This window comes from Sulfurivermis sp., assembly GCF_059410345.1.
Window position 1 is genome coordinate 143527 of the sequence record NZ_JBLJDO010000004.1, and the last position, 17820, is coordinate 161346.

24 protein-coding genes are annotated in these 17820 nt (G+C 64.2%); 2 read left to right on the forward strand and 22 right to left on the reverse strand.

The features are described 5' to 3' along the window. The 14 genes from ACMV8A_RS05205 to pilM all read right to left on the reverse strand — a co-directional run bounded on the left by ACMV8A_RS05205 (position 1) and on the right by pilM (position 12245). Positions 1-429 carry a prepilin-type N-terminal cleavage/methylation domain-containing protein gene (locus ACMV8A_RS05205; protein ID WP_495324690.1) on the reverse strand — a complete coding sequence of 143 codons (429 nt, stop codon included), beginning with the start codon at positions 427-429 and terminating at the stop codon, positions 1-3. Beyond that, positions 429-896, reverse strand: coding sequence for a pilin (locus ACMV8A_RS05210; RefSeq protein WP_495324691.1), 468 nt, complete (start codon positions 894-896; stop codon positions 429-431). The genes ACMV8A_RS05205 and ACMV8A_RS05210 overlap by 1 nt, the downstream gene beginning before the upstream one ends. A 110-nt stretch (positions 897-1006) precedes the next feature. Further along, on the reverse strand, positions 1007-1438 hold the full coding sequence (locus tag ACMV8A_RS05215) for a pilin (protein WP_495324692.1): 432 nt from the start codon (positions 1436-1438) through the stop codon (positions 1007-1009). A gap of 269 nt (positions 1439-1707) precedes the next feature. After that, positions 1708-2307 carry a hypothetical protein gene (locus ACMV8A_RS05220; RefSeq protein ID WP_495324693.1) on the reverse strand — a complete coding sequence of 200 codons (600 nt, stop codon included), beginning with the start codon at positions 2305-2307 and terminating at the stop codon, positions 1708-1710. Positions 2308-2476: 169 nt separating this feature from the next. Then, the gene (locus tag ACMV8A_RS05225) at positions 2477-3016 is read right to left on the reverse strand and encodes a hypothetical protein (RefSeq protein WP_495324694.1); all 540 of its coding nucleotides are present in this window, start codon (positions 3014-3016) and stop codon (positions 2477-2479) included. Positions 3017-3077: 61 nt separating this feature from the next. Beyond that, positions 3078-4301 (reverse strand): type II secretion system F family protein, encoded by a 1224-nt coding sequence (locus ACMV8A_RS05230; RefSeq protein ID WP_495324695.1) that lies wholly within the window; start codon positions 4299-4301, stop codon positions 3078-3080. Further along, complete coding sequence (locus ACMV8A_RS05235) at positions 4301-6037, reverse strand: GspE/PulE family protein (RefSeq protein ID WP_495324696.1); 1737 nt, start codon at positions 6035-6037, stop codon at positions 4301-4303. Before ACMV8A_RS05235 ends, ACMV8A_RS05230 begins: the two co-directional genes overlap by 1 nt. A gap of 48 nt (positions 6038-6085) precedes the next feature. Then, complete coding sequence (locus ACMV8A_RS05240; protein ID WP_495324697.1) at positions 6086-7150, reverse strand: tetratricopeptide repeat protein; 1065 nt, start codon at positions 7148-7150, stop codon at positions 6086-6088. Then, positions 7147-8082, reverse strand: a complete 936-nt coding sequence (locus ACMV8A_RS05245) for an ExeA family protein (protein WP_495324775.1) — start codon at positions 8080-8082, stop codon at positions 7147-7149. Before ACMV8A_RS05245 ends, ACMV8A_RS05240 begins: the two co-directional genes overlap by 4 nt. A gap of 103 nt (positions 8083-8185) precedes the next feature. Continuing rightward, the gene (gene mshL / locus ACMV8A_RS05250) at positions 8186-9862 is read right to left on the reverse strand and encodes a pilus (MSHA type) biogenesis protein MshL (protein WP_495324698.1); all 1677 of its coding nucleotides are present in this window, start codon (positions 9860-9862) and stop codon (positions 8186-8188) included. Between the two features lie 26 nt (positions 9863-9888). After that, positions 9889-10179: a Type II secretory pathway component gene (locus tag ACMV8A_RS05255; RefSeq protein ID WP_495324699.1), complete on the reverse strand. Its 291-nt coding sequence runs from the start codon at positions 10177-10179 to the stop codon at positions 9889-9891. A gap of 31 nt (positions 10180-10210) precedes the next feature. Then, positions 10211-10867, reverse strand: a complete 657-nt coding sequence (locus ACMV8A_RS05260; RefSeq protein ID WP_495324700.1) for a hypothetical protein — start codon at positions 10865-10867, stop codon at positions 10211-10213. After that, positions 10864-11466: a PilN domain-containing protein gene (locus tag ACMV8A_RS05265; protein WP_495324701.1), complete on the reverse strand. Its 603-nt coding sequence runs from the start codon at positions 11464-11466 to the stop codon at positions 10864-10866. Before ACMV8A_RS05265 ends, ACMV8A_RS05260 begins: the two co-directional genes overlap by 4 nt. Further along, a complete protein-coding gene (pilM, locus tag ACMV8A_RS05270) occupies positions 11466-12245 on the reverse strand; it encodes a pilus assembly protein PilM (RefSeq protein WP_495324702.1) in 780 nt (259 codons plus the stop codon). Before pilM ends, ACMV8A_RS05265 begins: the two co-directional genes overlap by 1 nt. Here pilM and ACMV8A_RS05275 point away from each other — a divergent pair. Further along, positions 12231-12497 carry a hypothetical protein gene (locus tag ACMV8A_RS05275; protein WP_495324703.1) on the forward strand — a complete coding sequence of 89 codons (267 nt, stop codon included), beginning with the start codon at positions 12231-12233 and terminating at the stop codon, positions 12495-12497. The two genes, pilM and ACMV8A_RS05275, sit on opposite strands and share 15 nt — an antisense overlap. Positions 12498-12599: 102 nt before the next feature. On the opposite strand, the gene ACMV8A_RS05280 is transcribed toward ACMV8A_RS05275, so the two are convergent. Beyond that, positions 12600-13580: a dihydroorotate dehydrogenase gene (locus tag ACMV8A_RS05280; protein ID WP_495324704.1), complete on the reverse strand. Its 981-nt coding sequence runs from the start codon at positions 13578-13580 to the stop codon at positions 12600-12602. A gap of 102 nt (positions 13581-13682) precedes the next feature. Here ACMV8A_RS05280 and trmL point away from each other — a divergent pair, with 102 nt between their 5' ends. Beyond that, entirely contained in the window at positions 13683-14138 is a 456-nt protein-coding gene (gene trmL / locus ACMV8A_RS05285; protein ID WP_495324705.1) for a tRNA (uridine(34)/cytosine(34)/5-carboxymethylaminomethyluridine(34)-2'-O)-methyltransferase TrmL, read from the forward strand. A gap of 49 nt (positions 14139-14187) precedes the next feature. Here the strand turns inward: trmL and ACMV8A_RS05290 are convergent, their stop codons facing one another. The 7 genes from ACMV8A_RS05290 to ACMV8A_RS05320 form a co-directional block, all read right to left on the reverse strand. After that, positions 14188-15192 carry an NAD(P)H-dependent glycerol-3-phosphate dehydrogenase gene (locus tag ACMV8A_RS05290; protein WP_495324706.1) on the reverse strand — a complete coding sequence of 335 codons (1005 nt, stop codon included), beginning with the start codon at positions 15190-15192 and terminating at the stop codon, positions 14188-14190. Next, positions 15192-15680, reverse strand: a complete 489-nt coding sequence (secB, locus tag ACMV8A_RS05295; RefSeq protein WP_495324707.1) for a protein-export chaperone SecB — start codon at positions 15678-15680, stop codon at positions 15192-15194. Before secB ends, ACMV8A_RS05290 begins: the two co-directional genes overlap by 1 nt. 34 nt (positions 15681-15714) lie before the next feature. Next, positions 15715-16149, reverse strand: a complete 435-nt coding sequence (trxC, locus tag ACMV8A_RS05300) for a thioredoxin TrxC (RefSeq protein ID WP_495324708.1) — start codon at positions 16147-16149, stop codon at positions 15715-15717. A 10-nt stretch (positions 16150-16159) separates the two neighbouring features. Continuing rightward, the gene (gene grxC, locus ACMV8A_RS05305; protein ID WP_495324709.1) at positions 16160-16417 is read right to left on the reverse strand and encodes a glutaredoxin 3; all 258 of its coding nucleotides are present in this window, start codon (positions 16415-16417) and stop codon (positions 16160-16162) included. A gap of 9 nt (positions 16418-16426) precedes the next feature. Beyond that, complete coding sequence (locus ACMV8A_RS05310) at positions 16427-16873, reverse strand: rhodanese-like domain-containing protein (RefSeq protein WP_495324710.1); 447 nt, start codon at positions 16871-16873, stop codon at positions 16427-16429. 64 nt (positions 16874-16937) lie between these two features. Continuing rightward, on the reverse strand, positions 16938-17159 hold the full coding sequence (locus tag ACMV8A_RS05315; RefSeq protein ID WP_495324711.1) for a YgaP family membrane protein: 222 nt from the start codon (positions 17157-17159) through the stop codon (positions 16938-16940). Between the two features lie 66 nt (positions 17160-17225). Then, positions 17226-17549 carry an ArsR/SmtB family transcription factor gene (locus ACMV8A_RS05320; protein WP_495324712.1) on the reverse strand — a complete coding sequence of 108 codons (324 nt, stop codon included), beginning with the start codon at positions 17547-17549 and terminating at the stop codon, positions 17226-17228. Positions 17550-17820: the final 271 nt, after the last annotated feature.

Consider the following 17820-nt stretch of genomic DNA (forward strand, 5'->3'; position numbering starts at 1 on the left):
TCAATAGTCGGTGCGGTAACCGGTGAGCGTGATGTTCACCAGATTGCTGTGGGTTACCGTTACGGCCACGCGCTTGGCATTGACGGTGTCCAGCGTGGTATCGGTGATCGCCACCGTCACGGCATAGGCGTCTAGGCCGGAGATGGCATTGCCCTCCTGATCACGCACGGTTGTATCCGGCAGATTGAGATAATCATCCACATCGTCGAACTGCCCCCGCGCGCCGGTGCCCGGACCGGCGGTAAAGCTCTTGGTGAGGATTTCCTCCATGTAGGCCTCGGCGATGGCCACCGCCTGGTGCTGGATCATCGGATCGGCACTGTGGCGCGTGGTGACCTCCATTACCTTCAGGATGCCCACCACGGCGATGCCGATGATCACCATGCTGATGACCAGCTCGATGAGGGTGACGCCCCGTTGCATACGCATCACTGGCGCTCCACGTAGCCGGTGGCGGCGTGTACGGCAAAGCTCAGCGGGCTGGTGCCGGTCACGGTCACGGTACGATCGGCGGCGGTCAGCCCGGAGGCGAGAAAGGTGATGGTGCCGGTACCCGATGTAACGGTGACGTTGGCCGGTGCGTTGTAGGGCGGCTGCTTGCCGGGCAGGGTGATGTCCTGCCAGTTGGCGGTATTGCAGTAGCTGGTGGGCTGTTGCAGGGAGAAACTGTTGGCGTTGATGTGGATGCGCACATCGCAGTTGGAGGCGACGGCCAGCTTCTGCGCATAGCGCGTGGCCTGGAGCAGCTCATCGAAGTAGCCGCGCTGCTCGAAGTCCGTGCGGTTGAACCACATCGGCAGCGCCGTGACGGAGAGCACGCCGAGGATGACGATGACGATCACCAGTTCGGTGAGGGTGAAGCCTTGCTGTTTAAGCATCACAGGTTGAGTGCACATATCCACTCCATCATGGTTGGACATGGACTGCACATGACTTTGGATGGAGATAGGGGGCGGCAGTGACCGCCCCCTACCATTCTACGAATAGCGCTAGTGTCCAGCGTAACTTACGACGAACACGTAACAATGGCTGTTTGAGCGGTGACACCACTGCCATTAGGCGTTACAGAACAGCTAACGGTGGTGGCGGTACCAGAACAATCGCCAGTGCCGGAGATTTGGTATTGCTGGTCATTTGCCGGAGCACCTGCAACAAGAGATACGCCGTCAACGAAAGGCCCCAGCAGCGCTGCGGTACAAACGTTAGCGGCATTAAGGGTATTGTTACATGCCGCATCTCCGGTACCGCGAGTCAGACAGGTTGCATAATTGATAGCTGTGCCACTGGCGATGGCTCCGGAGACACCACGAGCGGAGGCGTTGCGAGCATCTACCGACAAATCTACATAACGCGGGATGGCCGTCGCCGCCAAGATACCCAGAATAACAATCACCATGACCAGTTCGATCAGGGTGAAGCCTGCCTGTTGCTTGTTCATTGTTGAGACTCCTGCTTGTAGTTGAGGCCGCGGCCTCGTGCGGTCATGCCGCCTTGCCCAGGCCGCAGCCTGAGGGGGTCTTCCGTGGGCGGCGAGATTTCCGTGATATTCGTGTTAATTCTTAACATACGAATGTAAGTGTTTCAATGGAAAGTTGATATTTAGCGTTGTGGTGGGGATCTTTTGTAGCAGCCGAGTCCACTCGGCGAACGGTGTCGGGGTTGGGTGCTGCTTTCGCCCGCGGAGCGGGCTCCTACGAAATAGGCGTTTCAAAGAATGCCGTGGCGATAGGCGATGAGCACGGCCCAGACATACACGCTGCCCAGCAGCAGGAAGGCACCGGTGAGGCGCGGCCGGCGCCAGAGGGCGACGTTCAGGCCGGTGTGATAGGTGTCGAGGGGCTTCATCGCCTGGCGGGTGGAGAGCCAGTGGTTGGAGCGGGTCTCCAGATGCTTGAGCAGGCTGGGGCGGAAATACACCACCAGACCGATGCCGAGCGCGGCGAGGTTGGTGACGAGGAGGAACCAGTAGCTGTTCGCAGCGAACAGTGAGCGCAGGGCTTCATCCCAATGGTCGGGCAACAGGGCCAGTGTCGCCTGGTGATCGATGGCGGACAGGCGCAGCAGGGTGTAGCCGGCGCCGGCGACGATCAGCGCCCCGGCAAGGCGATGGTGGCGGTAAATGCGTCGTTCGGTATGGCGCGGTTTGTCCAGCGGCCCGAGGGTCGGGCGCAGGGAGTGCCAGCGGTCGAGTACACGGGCGAGGGATTGCAGCTGTGCGGGCACGGCGAGCAGGCCGAGCGCCGTGGCGAGGCTGAAGAGGATCAGGGCGGTGGCGATCCAGTACAGGGCGTCGACGATGATATCCATGGTGCGTCCCTTGGTGTGGCAACACGTGAGGAGTCTTCGTTATACGACAACGGCACGGGATTGGACAGTGGCCCGGCGCCCCTCCCCGGCCCTCCCCCGGAGGGGGAGGGAGTGTTCCACCACAGTGCGGCGGTTGTCTCCTCCCCCAAGCCAAGGGGACGGGAGGGGGCTAGGGCTCCAGCCAGCGGTAAGGTTCCAGCGGAACCAGGGCCACGCCGCCCAGGCTGTCGATCCCGGGGTCGTAGCGGCCGTTGCCGTCGATGTCGTCGTAGCGCAGCTGGACCTGGAAGCGGATGCGCGGTGGGCCGGGCAGTGCGGTGTACAGATAGTCACCGTGTTGCACGCGGTAGGTGAGGACGCCTTGTTGCGGTTCGTAGTACCAGCGGTGCGGGACCATCTGCTCCGGCGGCAGCGGTCTGTCGAGGCGCTGGTAGTTGCGCGGACGGCGATCCGGATCGAGGTAGTCCATGGGGTCGGCGCGGTCCATGTCCGCCACCGCCGCAAGGCCGCCGCGCAGCACGCGCTCCATCACTTCGATACCGACGGCGCTTTGCAGCGCGCCGACGGTGTGGATCACGTGGGTCTGCTCCGCCACGATGCGCAACTGCCAGATGCGCTGCGCGGCGATGACGATGAAGATCAGCACCAGGATGGCGATGATCACCAACTGCCCGACGCGGTTCGGCGTGCGGTCGCGGTCCAGTGACACGGGTGTTGGGGTGTGGCCTGTCATAAGGATACGGCGGGCGTGGCCCGCCCTATGAATTGCATCAACGCCGCGCCAACTGGGTGAGGTCCCACATGGGCAGGAACACGCCCAGCGCCAGGATCAGCACCATGATGCCGATGGCGATGATCAAAATCGGTTCGATGGCCGAACTGAGGTTCTTCAGGTCGTAGTCCACCTCGCGCTCGTAGAAGCCGGCGACCTCCTCCATCATGTCGTCCACCGCGCCGGTCTCCTCGCCCACCGCCATCATCTGCAACACCAGCGGTGTGAACATAGCGCTGGCAGCCGCGGTACGCGTGAGGCTGTCGCCGCGCTCGATGCCGTTGCGCATGTTGCGGATGCGCTCGCCGATGAATTCGTTGTCCACCGCCTGGGCCACTACGCTGAGCGCCTGGATTAGCGGCACGCCGGCGCGGGTGGACATGGCGAAGGAGCGCGAGAAGCGTGACAGGGTGGCGCGGAGGATGATGTTGCCGACCACCGGCAGGCGCAGCTTGAGCTTGTCCCAGCGGTAGCGGCCTTCCTCGGTGCGCACGTAATAGCGCAGGCCGAGAACGAGCAGAATGAGACCGACAAACAGATACTGCCACCAGTTGACGAAGAACTCCGAGGTGCCGATGAGCAGGCGCGTCTGCCAGGGCAGTTCCAGATTCATGCCGCGAAACACATCAGCAAAGGCCGGGATGACGAAGATGTTGATGATGGCGATGGCGATACCGATGGCCAGCAGCACGAAGGCCGGATAGCGCAGCGCCATCTTCACGCGGTTGCGCGTGTCGCGTTCCAGCTCCAGATATTGCGACAGTTGCAGGAAGGCGGCGTCGAGCTGGCCGGTGTTTTCGCCTACGCGCACCATGCTCACCATCAGCGGCGTGAAGATATTGGGATAGCGGGTCATGGCGGTGGACAGCTCACGGCCGCTTTCCAGCTCGATGCGGATCTGGCGCAAGGCCTCGGCCAGCACCAGGTTGCGCGAGGTCTCCGCCAGGCCGGTGATGCCGCGGATGATGGGGACGCCGGCCTTGGTCAGGGTGTACATCTGGCGGCAGTACAGGATCAGATCATCCAGGGTGGGATTGCTGGCGCCGAGCCGGCGCTTGAAATCCTCCCAGACGTTGCGCTGTTCCTTGACCTCGCGGATCTCCACCGGCGTGATGCCGCTGTTGAACAGCTGACTGGCGACGGCATCGGCGGAGCCGGCCTCCACCTGCCCGGTGACCAGATCGCCGCGGCCGTTGCGCGCCTTGTAGTGGAACTGCGGCATCAGCCGTGGGCTCCGCGGGCGCCAACCTGTTCCAGCAACTCATCTTCGCCGGCCACGCGCAGCACCTCTTCCAGCGTGGTGATGCCGGCCACGGCGTAATCGAGCGTGTTGAGGGCCAGGGGGCGGAAGGTGGGGCTGGCCTTGACGGCGTGGCCGAAGGCGGCGGCATCGTTGCGGCGCAGGGCGTCGGCCATGGGCTGATCCAGCTCCAGCAGTTCGAACACGCCAATGCGGCCGTGATAGCCGGTGTTGTTGCAGTGCGGGCAGCCGCTGCCGCGATGGAACTGCAAACTCTCCGCCTGAGTGCCGAGCAGGTTGCGCAGCCAGGCCAACTCCTGCGCCTCGGGTGTATAGGGCACGGTGCAGCTGTCGCAGATGCGACGCACCAGGCGCTGGGCGATGATGGCCTGCAGCGCCGTGGCGACCATATAGCCGGGGATGCCCATGTCGATGAGGCGGATGGCCGTGCTGATGGCATCGTTGGTGTGCAGGGTGGACAACACCAGGTGGCCGGTGATGGAGGCGCGCAGGCCGATCTCGGCCGTTTCCTGATCGCGCATTTCGCCGACCAGGATGATGTCCGGGTCCTGACGCAACGCGGTGCGCAAGACGTTGGCGAAGCCCAGGCCGATCTTGGTGTGCACCTGCACCTGGTTGACGCGTGGCAGACGATACTCCACCGGGTCTTCCACGGTGATGATCTTCTTCTCCGGCGAATTGATCTCGGACAGCGCCGCATACAGTGTGGTGGTCTTGCCGCTGCCGGTGGGACCGGTGACCAGCACCAGGCCGTGCGGACGATGGATGTTGCGGCGGAAGCGTTGCAGGATGTCGGCGGGCATGCCCACCTGATCCAGATCGAGTATGCCGCCGGACTGATCGAGCAGACGCATGACCACCGACTCGCCGTATTGGATGGGCATGGTGGCGACGCGGACGTCGATGCTGTGATCCTTGACGCGGATATTGAAGCGGCCGTCCTGCGGCAGGCGCTTCTCCGAGATGTCGAGGCCGGACATCAGCTTGAGGCGTGATACCAGCGCGGTGGCGATGCGCTTTTCCTTCATCACCTGTTCATGCAGCACGCCGTCGATACGCTGGCGGATGCGCAGCACGAATTCATCCGGCTCGATGTGAATGTCGGACGCGCCGATCTGCACCGCATCCTCGAAGATCGATTGCAGCAGCTTGACCACCGGCGCTTCCGTGACATCGCTGCCCTGCGCCAGGGTGGCCAGGTCGAAGTCGGTCTCCGACAGCTCTTCCGACAACTCTTCCGCCAGCGTGGTGATTTCTTCGGTGCGGCGGTAGACCTGATCGATGGTGCGCAGCAGGTCGGCCTCGCGCACCACCGCCTCGCGGATCGGGCGTTTCAGAATGCGCGCTAGCTCGTCGTAGGCAAAGATATCGGTGGGATCGGCCATGCCGACCAGTACGGTTTCTTGGGCCGCATCCAGCACCACGATGCGATAGCGCCGTGCCATGGTCTCGGGAACGAGGCGGACGGTATCCGGTTTGTACTTGTAGTGCTTGAGATCGATGAAAGGGATTTGCAGCTGGCGGGAGAGAAACTCCATCAGCTGGTCTTCGCTGAGATAGCCGAGCGCAATCAGCGTGCGCCCCAGTTTGAGTCCGCTCTTCTTTTGTTCCGTCAGGGCGTTCTGCAACTGAGCCTCAGAGATGATCTTGTGCTCGACCAGCAGATCGCCGATACGGATTTTCTTTTTCGGAATCATCGTCTCTGTCTCACATCACTATCCTTCGGAAGCGGCGCGCGGCGGTGCCTATTTCAGCGCCTGCAATCGACTGCGCACATGTTCCTGCAGTTGCGGCGGTAGCGCACCCGCCGCGGCCTGTTCATAGGCCTTGATGGCATCCGCGCGACGGCCGGCGTTCTCCAGTGAAATGCCCATGCCCACCCACCAGCTCGCCTGCTGCGGTTGCAAGGCGAGGGCGCGGCCATAGCTTTCGATGCTCTCGTCATAGCGTAGCTCGCGCTGGTAGAGCGCGGCGAGGAAGGCCAGATAGTCCGGCCGCGTCGTTGCGCCATGCAGGCTTTGTTCGAGCAGGGTTACCGCCGCGCCGATCTGCCCCTGCTCCACGCGCAGGCGGGCGAGCAGCAGGGCCAGGGTGGGATTGCGCGCAAAGAAGCGCCGCCCCTGTTCCAGAATCTCGTCGGCCTCGATGAGCCGGCCGGCACCGAGCAGCATGGCGGCGAGTGTTTCGCGTGCCAGCAGGTGCTCGCTGTCCAGGCGCAGGGCCGTACGGAAGGCCGTCTCTGCGGCGGCGGTGTTGCCGCCGCGCAGCGCGCTCACGCCGCGTTGATACTCGTTCTCGGCCTGCTGCTGCGGCGAGGGCGGACGGGCGGTGATCTCGACAGCGGCCAGTGCCGCCTCGGGTTCGGGTTTCACGGTTTGCGTTGCGGGCGGCGCGGTATCGCGCTTCGCGCTCCGCGGCTCGGCGATCGCCAACGCGGGTTTCGGCTCTGCTGCCGCTGCCGGCGGCGTTGGCATGGCGGGCGGCGGTGTTGGGGTGTCGACCACCGCAGCGACGTTCGCCGGAGCGGCCTCGACGACAGGTGCCGGCGTGGGTGCGGCGGACGGTGCCGGTGTAGTCACGGCAGGTGCGGCGGCAACCGCTGGTGGCGTCGTGCCGTAGCGCTGCCAGGCCAGCCAGGCGACCGCGGCAGCCAGCACCAACAGCGTAATCATCAGCACGATGAATAAATAACGGCGTGTGCCGCGTGCCGCGGCATGGCCGCCCACACCGCGCAGCATGCCGGCGGGCAGGCGTTGTTCGGCGGCGCGGCGGGCCTCCAGATCGCGCAGCATGTCGTTGATCAGACTCATGGCTGCAAGGGCTCCGCAAACCAGGGTTGGCCCAACCACCAGGCCAGGATGGCGAGCGCGACGACGGCCAGCAGCGCCAGGGCGATCAGCAATTGATGGCGGCGTGAGTGTTCCTGTGGCTGCACATCTTCAGTATCCTGCGCCGCCATCTCCACATGTCGTTTGTCGATCGCCTTCACGCCCTGGCCGTAACCGGCCATCAGTGCCTTGTGGGAAAGAATATTGACCAGGCGTGGAATGCCGCGGCTATACAGATGCAGCGCATCGAGAGCATCGGTGGCGAAGTGCACGTTGCCCTGTGATCCGGCCACCAGCAGCCGATGCGACACATAGGCCTCCATGCCCTCCCGATCGATGGGGGTCAGGCGATAGGAGAAGGTGATGCGCTGGCGCAGCTGGCGGTTGCCCCGCTCGCTCAACCGCTCATCCAGCTCCGGCTGGCCGAACAGCACCACCTGCAACAGCTTGCGCTTTTCCGTTTCCAGATTGGTGAGCAGGCGAAGCGCCTCCAGCGTATCACCCGGCATGGCCTGGGCCTCGTCGATGAGCAGCACCACCTGTTTGCCTTCCGCATGCAGCTGAATCAGGCGCCGTGTGACCTCTTTCACGGCACGGTGCTGGCCCACGTTGCGCGCCAACTCCAGGCCCAGTTCTTCCGCCAGCGCCAGCCCCAGGGCTGGCGGCGTCAGATAGGGATTGGGTATGTAGGCGGTGTAAAAGGTGTCGCGGTCCAGCGAATTGAGCAGCTTGCGGCACAGCAGGGTCTTGCCGGTCCCCACCTCACCGGTCACCTTGATGAAGCCCTCGCCGCTGCCCAGCGCCACGGTGAGTGTATCGAAGGCGTCACGATAGTGACCGTACTCGAAAAAGAACTGTGTGTCCGGCGTCAGGCTGAAAGGTGGCTCGCGCAGGCCGTAATGTTCCAGATACATCATGCCTTCTCACGCATGGCTGTGGCACGGCGGCCAGATGGCGTGATCGCGCGAACGAACCCCCTTCCGCGTTGCGGTGTCGGTATGCGTTCGCGGTGCTGCATCACGGCTGCGGGTCGAACTGACGGAAGCCGGCCGAGGAGCGGCGCAATTCGCGCGACCACTGTTCGTTGCCTTCAACCACCGTGGGCCGCAACAGGATCACCAGCTCGCTCTTGCTAGTGGCCTGGCGGGTGTGGCGGAACAGCGCGCCGACCAGGGGGATATCGCCGAGCAGCGGCACCGAGGCCCGCTCGTCGCGGGTCTTGTTCTGCATCAGGCCGCCGATCACCACGATCTGGCCGTTCTGCGCACGAATCACGCTGTCGGATTCGCGCACGGTGCTGGAGGCCAGTGGCATGCGCAGCGTGGTGGTGGTGACGGTGACGTCCTTGATCTGTTCACGCACCTCGGTCACCGAGGGGCGCACGTGCAGAATGATGTCACCCTCCTCGCTGATCTGCGGTGTGACATCCAGGGTGACGCCGGAGAAGAAGGGCGTCAGCTCCACGCTCACATTGGGGGTGGCAGTGGTGGTGGTGGTGGTGGTGCTGGTATTGACATCGGTGACGAAGAACTCGTCGGAGCCGACCTTGATCACCGCCTTTTGGTTGTTCATGGTGGAGATGCGCGGGCTGGACAGCACCTGCACGTTGCCCTGGCTCTTCAGCAGCTCGATGAAGGCGGTGAAGTTATTGCCGGTGAAGGCCGCGGTGAATACGCCGCCGAACGCGGTGGTAGCGGCGCCGCTGGTGATGGTGCCGGCCGGGGGCGTCATGTTCATCCCAGAGCCGCTGATACTGCTCGCGCCGGTGCCGCCGAAGATGCTGCCGCCGCCGATCTGTCCCAGTACCAGGGTGTCGTTCTTGCCATGGGTCAGCGAAGACCAGTTGATGCCGGCCTGAAAGCCGTCGGCCAGCTCAACCTCGAGGATGCGCGCCTCCAGGATCACCTGGCGCGAGGTGACATCCTGTGTGGTATCCAGATAGCGCTTCACCTCGCGCAGTTCGGCGGGCATGGCACGCACGACCACGATGCCGGCCTGGGCGTTGACCGAGACCGAGCGCCCCGCTTCAGTGCCGACGATCATGCGCAGCGTGTTCTCCAGTGCCGGCCAGAAGTGCGACTGGGAATCGGTGGTGATCATGCTGGTTTCGGAGGTGCTGGTGGTACTGCTGCTGGTACCGTCGCTGCTGGTGCCGCCGCTGCGCGAAATCTGCGTGGCGCCGGCGCTGATCTTGCTGGTGCCGGTGCGCTTGATGTCCAGATAGTTGACGTGAAAGATGCGCGTCTGCAACACGTTGGGCAGCACCTGGAAATAATCGCCACGGCGCTCGAAATCATAGCCGTAGGTGTCGCGCACCATTTCCATCACGGCCGGCACGGTGACGTTCTTAACGTCGAGGCTGATGCGGCCGCTTACGTCCGGGTGCACCATCATGTTGTAGGGCGTGCCCTCCACCAGGCTGAGAAAGAAGTCGCGCGCACCGGCATTGCGCACCTTCACGTCGAAGCGCGGCTCGCTGGCCGCCAGATCGGCGCCGGGGATGTTGAGTTGTATGGCCGGCAGCAGCGCATCGCTCACTGCGGCCGGCGGCGTGGACTTCTGCGGCGCACGTGCCGAGCTGCTGTCGTCGCGCAGTGCGGCGTGGATTTCGTCGAGCGTGCCGCGCGGCGGCGTCCCCTGGCTGGCGCAGCCGGCCAGCAGGAGGACCAGCGCGTAGAGTGGCAATCGGGTCATGGGTGTCGATCCTGTAATTGTGTGCATCACTCGGCGGATACGGGTTTCTTTATGGCCACGGGCAAGAGCTGCAGCGTGAGCTGCCGCCCCTGATGTTGCAGGCGCACCTGCGTTGGCTGGATTTCCACGACGCGGGCGCCGTCGACGCTGTCGCCCACACCCACGTTGCGGCCATTGATTACGGCACTGCGGCGCTCGCGCGCGATCAGGGTCGAGCTGAGCACGAACTGGGTGGCCGCCGCAGGCGCGGAACCGGTAACCGCTGCGCTGGCGGGCGGCCGCATGGGGTCGTCCAGCGCCGCGGCAGACAGACTCATGCCCAGCAGCAAGACGGATGCAATCAGGTACCTAAACACCGATCCAGCCCTCGTTCAGGCTCAGGGTATGCACCACGATGGTGATGCGTGCCCGCGGGTAGCGGTCCATGGCGATCTCCAGTTCATCCCAGTACAGCATCCAGGGCAGTCCCTGCAGCGCACGCACATAGGCCAGCGCGTTGTTGTAGTCGCCTTCAAATTCCAGGCGCACGCCGTGGCGCCAGATGCCGGCGTGCACCGGTGCCTCGCCTTCCGCGGTTTCGATCAGCGGGCGTGCCGCCAGGCTCTCGATGCGCAGCAGCTTGAGGCCGGACTGGCGCGTGATGACCTCTTCCAGCACGCGCGCCATTTGCTGCGGCGCAATCAGCCCCTGCACGGCGCCGGCGATCTGCCCGTCGAGGGTGGCGATTTGTGCGGTGAGCTGCTGTTGCAGGCGCAGGTTGTCGGCATCCGGGTCGACCGTCTGGCGGCGCAGTATGTTCTGGGTCTGCTCGTCGAAGGCCGCGATCTCCTTCTGCAGGCCGCCGACGCGCTCCAGGGCGCGCTTCTGCTGCGCCTCCAGCGGACCGAACAGCGCCAGCTGGGCCAGCATGTAGAGTACGGCGACGAGGGCGAGGAACAGCATGCCGCGTTCCCGCAGGGTGAGGGCGTCGATGCGCAGGCGCAGTTGTTCGAGGCGTTGTTTCATCGCGGGTCCGCCTTGTCAGTGAGCAGCACGAAGTCCACCTGCTGCGGCGCCTTTTCCGCGCGGCTCAGGGTGAACTGGCGGAACTCCACCCCGCTGAAGGCGGGTTCGGCGGACAGGCGTTGCAGATACTGCGGCACCTGCTCCGGGTTGAGGGCGCTGCCGCGCAGTTCCACCGTGCTACCGCCACGGCGCAGGCCGATATGGGTGAGCCACAGTTGCGGCAGGCGCTGCCGCGCCAGTCCTTCCAGATGGGCGGAGTAACCGCTGGTGTTGCCGGTGCTGCGATCGGCCAGCTGTGCCACCACCTGTTGCTTGCTGCGCAGCTCGCCGCGCAGCCGCGCCACGTCCTGTTCCAGCGCGGCGCTCTTGCTGCGCTCGGGCATGGCGCGGGCCAGCTCGGTGACGCGCTTGGCGGCATCGTCGCGCTGGCGCTGGAATTGCGCCACCTGCGCCTCCAGGCTGTGTGTCTGCCAGGCGGCATAGCCGAAGAACACCAGCATACCCAAGGCGACGAGGGCGGCGCCCTGCAGCATGGTCTTGGCGGAGAAAATCTTTTCCTGCTTGCGGAAGATCGGCTGGTAGAGATTGATCTGCTGCATTACAGCGCCCTCTCTTCCACGCGCAGCGCGGCGCCGATGGCCGGCAGGCAGCGGGCCTGCAATTCGTCGCTCAGGGTCTGCTCGCAGTCCAGCACGGTGTTGAGATCGAGTGTGCGTACCGGCAGGCCGAGGTTGCCGCCCAGGTAGCCGGCCAGGCCGGGAACGGGCTGTGCCAGCGGTGCGACCACCAGGCCGCTGATGGGCGGCAGGCCGAAGTGGCTCTCGTAATAATCCAGCGAGCGCTGGATTTCCAGCACGATGGAGTCCATCAGGCGGCGCAGCGCCGGGGGTACGCCGTCGTCTTCTGTGTCGAGGGTAAACTCGTTGTCACTTTGTGCCGGTGCGGCCCCCGGCAGCGTTGCTGCCAGGTGATCGGTGCCGAACTCCATGTTGCGTGCCAGGAACAGGTTGCCCTGGCGGGTGAGCGTCAGCAGGCCGCCGCGCGGGGTGAGGTGCAGCAGGGCAACACCGTTCTGATCCTCCGGCAGCAGGGCGGCGATATTGCGCTGGGCCAGCTCGGCGATGTCGATGACGCCGAGATTCACGTGCGCCTTTTCCAGCAGGTTGATGTGTTCCTGCACGGTGGCGATGCGCGCCACCACCACATACATCATCTTGGTGCGGCCGCGTTGGCCTTCGATATCGAACACATCAAGAACCGCATCGTCGACATGGAAATCGATGAGGTCCTTGATACGCCAGCGTACCGCTGCCTTCAGTTCGGAGGGGTCGACCTCGGGCGCCTCCACCAGCAACAGGGTGGAGTGTTCGCTGTCCATCAGGCTGGTGCAGTCGGCGGCGTCGAGCTGGTACTTGCCCGCCAGGGCAGCGAGCTGGGCGGCGCGGTCGGCGGCGGCATGATATTCACAAAGGGCGAGGCGCGGGCGCGCATCTGCACCGCTCCGGGTGACGCGGGCGATGCCGATTCCTTCGCGGTCGATGCCAATCCCTGTCAGTCCGCTGACGCTTTTCTTACGTTTTATGAGCGAAAACAGGGTGTTATCTCCCTAGTTGCACACCCGCCGGGGTGAAAGTGTGAGCTGGATCACAGTATCCCCAACCTTAATACAGGTTCTTGCTAAGAATCAACTATAGCAAACATCCATAACCTACTGAAAAACCGGGTTAGATCCTTACAGTTTTACTGTGCAGCACGTGTTGCGCGGTGCCGGCGCATTCAATGTCAGGCTGCCGGTAAGCTGGGCCACCTCGTTTAGGCCGTGGCGCCGCAGGTAGGCGGCGATGCCGTCGTTGATCTTGGCGCACACCAGCGGGTCGTAGAACAGGGCCGTGCCGATGCCCACTGCCGTGGCGCCGGCGATGATGAACTCCAGGGCATCCTCGGCGGTGGTGATGCCGCCCTGGCCGATGATGGGGATGCCGTGGTCGCGGCAGACCTGGTACACCTGATGGGTGCGCAGCAGGGCCACCGGCTTGATGGCCGGGCCGGACAGGCCGCCCTGATTGTTGCCCAGGATCGGGGTGCGGCTCTCGATATCGATGGCCATACCCATCAGGGTGTTGATCACGGCGAAGGCGTCGGTGCCCGCCTCGATGCAGCCGCGGGCGTTGCCGGCGATGTCGGTCTGGTTGGGCGACAGCTTGGTGATCAGCGGCTTGTTGGTGGCCTTGCGCACCACCTCCACTACCTTGGCGGACATGGCCGGGTCGTTGCCGAAGGCGACGCCGCCGGCCTTTACGTTGGGACAGGAGATGTTGATTTCGATGGCGTCGATGGGCGAGTCGTCGAAGATGCGCGCCACCTCGGCGTATTCCTCCACCGTGGAGCCGGAGATATTGGCGATGAAGCGGGTTTCCTCGAAGTCCAGTGTCGGCAGGATCTTGTCCACCACATAGCGCGCGCCGGGATTCTGCAGGCCGATGGCGTTGAGCATGCCCTGCGGGGTTTCGTAGACACGGTGCGGCGCATTGCCGAGTCGCGGCTCCAGCGTAGTGCCCTTGAGGCACACGGCGCCCACTTCGCGGTTGGAGTAGCCCTTGACCCGGGTGTATTCCTCGCCGAAGCCGACGCAGCCGGACAGCAGCACGATGGGAGAGGCGAAATTCATGCCGCAGAAATCCACGGCGAGGAGCGATTTGTCTTTGGTATGCATGAGAGTTCAGATACAAGGGGAAAGCTAAAAGATACAAGGGAAGAATCGGCAGGAACAGGGGTTTTTCTTGTATCTTGTAACTTTCCCCTTGTATCTGCCGCTATGTTTCACATCGTCCTGTTCCAGCCCGAGATTCCGCCCAACACCGGCAATGTCATCCGCCTGTGCGCCAATACCGGGGCGCAGCTGCATCTGATCAGACCGTTGGGGTTCGAGCTGGACGACCGGCGCCTGCGCCGGGCGGGGCTGGACTACCACGAATATGCCAGCCTGCAGGTGCATGACAGTTATGCGGCGTTTCTGCAGGCGGTGCAGCCGGAGCGGGTGTTTGCCTGCACCACCCGCGGCAAGCAGGACTACAGTGCCGTGGCCTACCGCGACGGCGATGTACTGCTGTTCGGCAGCGAAAGCCGCGGCTTGCCGCAGGAGCTCATCGACAGTCTGCCGCCGGAACAGCGCCTGCGTATCCCCATGCGCCCCGGCAACCGCAGCCTCAACCTGTCCAATGCGGCGGCGGTGATCCTGTACGAGGCGTGGCGGCAGCAGGACTTCGCCTGACGCTGGGAGCCTGGCGGACTTGGGGTTGACGCCGAAGTCCGCCAGGCTCCTAGGCCCGCTCTTCCTTTTGTTCCCGCGTCAGCAGGGCCTGCACGGCCAGCCGCACCGGCTGGCCCTGGTGCAGCACGCGGAACACCTGTTCGGTGATGGGCATGTCGACCCCCAGCGTGCTGGCCAGGGCCCACACCTCGGCGGCGGTTTGCACGCCCTCCACCACCTGGCGGATGTCCTGCTGCGCCTGGACCAGGGTGGTGCCGCGGCCGAGGGCGAGGCCGAGGCGGCGGTTGCGCGACTGGTCGTCGGTGCAGGTGAGTACCAGGTCGCCCAGGCCGGCCAGGCCCATGAAGGTTTCGGGGTGGCCGCCCAGCGCCGCACCCAGGCGCATCATTTCCGCCAGACCGCGGGTGATGAGGGCCGCGCGGGTATTGGCGCCCATGCCCATCCCATCGGCGATACCGGCGGCGATGGCCAGCACGTTCTTGACGGCGCCGCCCAGCTCGACGCCGACGACATCGTCGCTGGTATAGGCGCGGAAGGTGGTGTCGTGCAGGCAGGCGGCGAAGTAGCGCGCCACGCCGGGGTCTTGGCAGGCCACTGTGACGGCGGTGGGCAGGCCGGCGGCCACCTCACGGGCGAAGGTCGGGCCGGAGACCACCGCCGGGGCGATGTCGCTGCCCAGTTCTTCAGCGGCTACCTGGTGCAGCAGCTTGCGGCTGCCCTGCTCCAGGCCCTTGGTGGCCCAGGCCAGCCGGGTGGTGGAGGTCACGTAGGGGGCGATGGCCTGCAGGGTGGCGCGGAAACTGTGGCTGGGTACGGCCAGCAGCAGGTCGTCGGCAGCCGCCAGCGCCTGCTCCAAATCAGCCGTGGCGCTGAGGGTTGCCGGAAAGGTGATGTCCGGCAGGTAGCGCGGATTGCGGCGTTCGGCATTCATCGCCGCCGCCTGTGCCGCATCGCGTGCCCACAGCAAGGTGGTCGTGCCGTGGCGTGCCAGCAGGATCGCCAGCGCGGTACCCCAGGAGCCGGCGCCGAGGACGGCGATGGTGGGCTGGGTCATCAGTGGACCGGCACTTCCTCGGCGCCCGCTTCCTGCTGGCGGCTCAGGTGCTGGGCGTAGAGCGCATCGAAGTTGATGGGCGCCAGCAACAGCTGCGGGAAGCTGCCCTTACTCACCAGGCTGCTGATGGTCTCGCGGGCATAGGGGAACAGGATGTTGGGGCAATAGCTGCCCAGCATGCCGGACAGGGTGTTTTCATCGAAGCCGGCAATGGTGAAGATGCCGGCCTGCTGCACCTCGACCAGATAGGCGGTCTTGTCGCCGGCCTTGCAGGTCACGGTAAGGGTCAGCACCACCTCGAACACCTCGTCGGCCAGGCGGGATCCGCCGGAATTGAGTTCCACATTGACCTCGGGCTGCCACTGGGTGGCGAACACCGCCGGGGAGTTGGGCGTCTCGAAGGACAGGTCCTTCAGATAGATGCGCTGGATGGCGAACTGCGGCTGGGCCGCGTTGCTGTGGGCGGTGCTGCTGTCGTTGTCGGACATGTTCGGGCCTTAGATGGAAGAAAGTGGGTGTCGGTTACAGATGCTGTCGGGTCCAGGCCAGCAGGTTTTGCAGATCCAGCGCCCCGGCGATGCGCGCCGCCTCGCGGCCCTCCTTGAACAGGATCAGGGTGGGGATGCTGCGGATACCGTAGCGGGCGGCCAGCCCCTGCTGTTCCTCGGTGTTGACCTTGGCGAGACGGACGTGGGGCTCCAGTTCCGCCGCCGCCCGTTCGAACACCGGGGCCATCATCTTGCAGGGGCCGCACCAGCTGGCCCAGAAATCCACCAGCAGGGGGATGTCGCTGCGGGTCAGGTGCTGGGCGAAGTTGGCTTCGCGCAGCGACAGCGGATGCCCGGTGAACAAGGGCTGTTTGCAGCGGCCGCAGTTGCCGCCGGCGCCCAGTTTGTCGCGCGGGACGCGATTGACGCTATCGCAGTGAGGACAGACGATGTGCAGGCCGTCGCTCATGGGGTTGCGCCTAGTTCTTCAGCAACGGGTCCAGCTGACCGTTGGCGTCGAGGGCATGCATGTCATCGCAGCCGCCGATGTGGCGGTCGTCGATGAAGATTTGCGGCACGGTGTAGCCGCCGTTGGCGCGGCGCTCCATCTCCGGGCGCAGCTCGGGCTTCAGGTCGATGCGATATTCGATGTACTGCACGCCCTTGCGCTCCAGCAGGCTGCGGGCGCGGACGCAGTAGGGGCAGCTGCCGGTGGAGTAGATTTCAACCTTGGGCATGACGTGCTCTCACTTCTTCTTGCGTTTGTTGCCGCCCTTGCTCACCGGCAGGCTGGCGCTTTCCCAGGCCAGGATGCCGCCGCGCAGGTTGTAGACCTTCTCGAAGCCCTGCTTGCGCAGCATGGCGCAGGCGCGGGCCGAGCGGTGGCCGCTGCGGCAGCCGACGACAACGGCGCGGTTCTTGTAGGCATCCAGCTCCGCCATGCGCTCGTTCAGTTTGCCGAGCGGAATGTGAATGGAGTCCTGCACATGGCCGGCGCTGTATTCGCTGTCTTCACGCACATCCACCATCACCGCATCGTCGTGATTGATGAGCTGCACCGCTTCCAGGGGGGGCACGTCCTGATAGCCGCGCAGCCGCGCGTTGAAACTGGTGTAAACCAGCATGCCGAGGATTACGAACAGGGCCAGGAACAGGTCCCAGTGATTGAGGAAGAATTCGCCGAATTGCTGCATGGGTCAGTGGTGGGCTCGCCGGAGGGAAAGGAGACCGGCGGCGTACGCCGCCGGTACGGAGCGATCAGGAGCAGGCGGTGCCGCCGCTCTTGACGCCCAGCTTCTTCAGGATGGTGTCCAGCGGGCAGAATTTGGTGAAGCCGCTCTGGAACAGGTTCAGGCCGACGAAGGCGGTGAACCACAGCCAGTTGACGTTGTGGTAGATGGGGCTGGCGGCGACGCCCAGGCCAAGGCTGAGCAGGATGAAGAAACCGGCCACAATGCGTACGATGCGTTCGACAGTCATGTGAATAACCTCAAAAATTACGGGAAGCCGTTGGATGGGGGCGGGATGGGCGCCGATCAAGCCCGTTCAGCCCAGGGTGCAGAAGACGTCGCGCATCATGCGGATCAGGGCCAGGGTACGGCTGTCCTCCACCCGGTAATAGACCCGGTTGGCGTCCTTGCGGGCGGACAGGATACCCTTGTCGCGCAGGATGGCAAGGTGCTGGGAGATATTGCTCTGGGAGGTGCCGACCCGGTCGACGATATCCTGCACGCTGACCTCCTGATCGCCCAGGACGCAGAGGATTTTCAGGCGCAGGGGGTGGGACATGGCCTTGAGAGAGCGTGAGGCGCGGTCGATGTCTTCGTCGCGGGTGATAAGGCCGTTATTTTCGGATTCGCCTGCTGCCATCGTTCCCCCACCTGGCATCACACACACGTTGTGTTGCGTCATGATTTTCCTGTTTTTCTCCGCCGCGGAGGCTGCTTTTACACAGCAAAACAATATACAATAAAGGCTCATTTGAGAAGAGCTTTATTCTAATACATTGATGCAGTTACCTACCCCCAGCCCGCGGCAGAACCCCTTTGTTCAGCAGGCTTGTGGTGGGCGTGGCAGAGCCCCATATTTCCCGTTAGACTTTGTCTAAAATCCTTTTCTACCATCACCCGACTCCTTGAAC

What these genes read in the sequence shown, in the direction of transcription:
- ACMV8A_RS05310 (WP_495324710.1), bottom strand. Translation starts at nt 16,873, where the DNA reads ATGCAGCAATTCGGCGAATTCTTCCTCAATCACTGGGACCTGTTCCTG.
- ACMV8A_RS05205 (WP_495324690.1), bottom strand. Translation starts at nt 429, where the DNA reads ATGCGTATGCAACGGGGCGTCACCCTCATCGAGCTGGTCATCAGCATG.
- trmL (WP_495324705.1), top strand. Translation starts at nt 13,683, where the DNA reads ATGTTTCACATCGTCCTGTTCCAGCCCGAGATTCCGCCCAACACCGGC.
- ACMV8A_RS05245 (WP_495324775.1), bottom strand. Translation starts at nt 8,082, where the DNA reads ATGTATCTGGAACATTACGGCCTGCGCGAGCCACCTTTCAGCCTGACG.
- ACMV8A_RS05210 (WP_495324691.1), bottom strand. Translation starts at nt 896, where the DNA reads ATGTGCACTCAACCTGTGATGCTTAAACAGCAAGGCTTCACCCTCACC.
- grxC (WP_495324709.1), bottom strand. Translation starts at nt 16,417, where the DNA reads ATGCCCAAGGTTGAAATCTACTCCACCGGCAGCTGCCCCTACTGCGTC.
- ACMV8A_RS05315 (WP_495324711.1), bottom strand. Translation starts at nt 17,159, where the DNA reads ATGACTGTCGAACGCATCGTACGCATTGTGGCCGGTTTCTTCATCCTG.
- ACMV8A_RS05215 (WP_495324692.1), bottom strand. Translation starts at nt 1,438, where the DNA reads ATGAACAAGCAACAGGCAGGCTTCACCCTGATCGAACTGGTCATGGTG.
- ACMV8A_RS05265 (WP_495324701.1), bottom strand. Translation starts at nt 11,466, where the DNA reads ATGCAGCAGATCAATCTCTACCAGCCGATCTTCCGCAAGCAGGAAAAG.
- ACMV8A_RS05260 (WP_495324700.1), bottom strand. Translation starts at nt 10,867, where the DNA reads ATGAAACAACGCCTCGAACAACTGCGCCTGCGCATCGACGCCCTCACC.
- ACMV8A_RS05240 (WP_495324697.1), bottom strand. Translation starts at nt 7,150, where the DNA reads ATGAGTCTGATCAACGACATGCTGCGCGATCTGGAGGCCCGCCGCGCC.
- ACMV8A_RS05255 (WP_495324699.1), bottom strand. Translation starts at nt 10,179, where the DNA reads ATGAGTCTGTCTGCCGCGGCGCTGGACGACCCCATGCGGCCGCCCGCC.
- secB (WP_495324707.1), bottom strand. Translation starts at nt 15,680, where the DNA reads ATGTCCGACAACGACAGCAGCACCGCCCACAGCAACGCGGCCCAGCCG.
- ACMV8A_RS05280 (WP_495324704.1), bottom strand. Translation starts at nt 13,580, where the DNA reads ATGCATACCAAAGACAAATCGCTCCTCGCCGTGGATTTCTGCGGCATG.
- ACMV8A_RS05220 (WP_495324693.1), bottom strand. Translation starts at nt 2,307, where the DNA reads ATGGATATCATCGTCGACGCCCTGTACTGGATCGCCACCGCCCTGATC.
- ACMV8A_RS05230 (WP_495324695.1), bottom strand. Translation starts at nt 4,301, where the DNA reads ATGCCGCAGTTCCACTACAAGGCGCGCAACGGCCGCGGCGATCTGGTC.
- mshL (WP_495324698.1), bottom strand. Translation starts at nt 9,862, where the DNA reads ATGACCCGATTGCCACTCTACGCGCTGGTCCTCCTGCTGGCCGGCTGC.
- trxC (WP_495324708.1), bottom strand. Translation starts at nt 16,149, where the DNA reads ATGAGCGACGGCCTGCACATCGTCTGTCCTCACTGCGATAGCGTCAAT.
- ACMV8A_RS05320 (WP_495324712.1), bottom strand. Translation starts at nt 17,549, where the DNA reads ATGGCAGCAGGCGAATCCGAAAATAACGGCCTTATCACCCGCGACGAA.
- ACMV8A_RS05235 (WP_495324696.1), bottom strand. Translation starts at nt 6,037, where the DNA reads ATGATTCCGAAAAAGAAAATCCGTATCGGCGATCTGCTGGTCGAGCAC.
- pilM (WP_495324702.1), bottom strand. Translation starts at nt 12,245, where the DNA reads ATGGACAGCGAACACTCCACCCTGTTGCTGGTGGAGGCGCCCGAGGTC.
- ACMV8A_RS05290 (WP_495324706.1), bottom strand. Translation starts at nt 15,192, where the DNA reads ATGACCCAGCCCACCATCGCCGTCCTCGGCGCCGGCTCCTGGGGTACC.